Origin of the sequence: Mesorhizobium sp. M7A.F.Ca.ET.027.03.2.1 (assembly GCF_003999175.1) — a bacterium.
GTDB lineage: Bacteria > Pseudomonadota > Alphaproteobacteria > Rhizobiales > Rhizobiaceae > Mesorhizobium.
The window spans coordinates 1-773 of sequence record NZ_RZOM01001656.1 but is presented as its reverse complement, the minus strand read 5'-3'; the positions used below and the strand labels follow the sequence as shown (position 1 = coordinate 773).

The window sequence follows — 773 nt, the reverse complement described above, 5'->3', positions numbered from 1 at the left end:
TGCCGTTACCTCTGTGCTCCACAACGGTGCGGAAAAAGGCTCCCTGCGCCTCCCTGCGCATTCTCAGCCGCTTTGGCCTTTCGGCCGGCGTCACGGCATGGATCCTAGGGTCTGCGCAAGCTGCTTCGCGCTTGCTTCGCCCTAGGATGACGAAGGCGTGGTGGGCCGCTCCCCCTGCGCACGCCGCCTCGCGGTGCCCTAGGATGACGAAGGCGCGGTGGGCCGCCCCCTCACCCGACCTCCGCTTCGCTCCGGCCACCCTCTCCCCGTTGGGGAGAGGAGGGAGCCCGTCGTTTGCTCCCTCAATCATCATAGCTGTGCCCTGCCCGCAGCCCGTCGCGCACGCGCGCTGCGATCGCCAGAAACTCCGGCGTCTCGCGGATGTCGAGCGGCCGCTCTCTCGGCAGTGTCGATTCGATGATGTCGCTGACGCGGCCCGGCCGCGGTGACATGACGACGATGCGCGTCGACAGATAGACGGCCTCCGGAATGGAGTGGGTGACGAAGCAGATGGTCTTGTTGGTGCGTCCCCACAATTCCAGCAATTGCTCGTTGAGATGGTCGCGCACGATCTCGTCCAGCGCGCCGAACGGCTCGTCCATCAGCAGCAGGTCGGCATCGAAGGCCAGCGCACGGGCAATCGAGGCGCGCTGCTGCATGCCGCCCGAGAGCTGCCAGGGATATTTCTTCTCGAAGCCAGAGAGGTTGACGAGTTCGAGCGTGCGCTTGATCCGCTCGCCTTGCTCCGCCCTGGACAGACCCATGATCTCCAG

The 773-nt window shown here is 65.7% G+C and carries 1 protein-coding gene; it reads right to left on the bottom strand.

The annotated features are described in order from the left end of the window. Nucleotides 1-302 precede the first annotated feature (302 nt). The coding region (locus EN750_RS37130; RefSeq protein ID WP_145968321.1) for an ABC transporter ATP-binding protein at nucleotides 303-773 on the bottom strand (471 nt) is incomplete at its 5' end.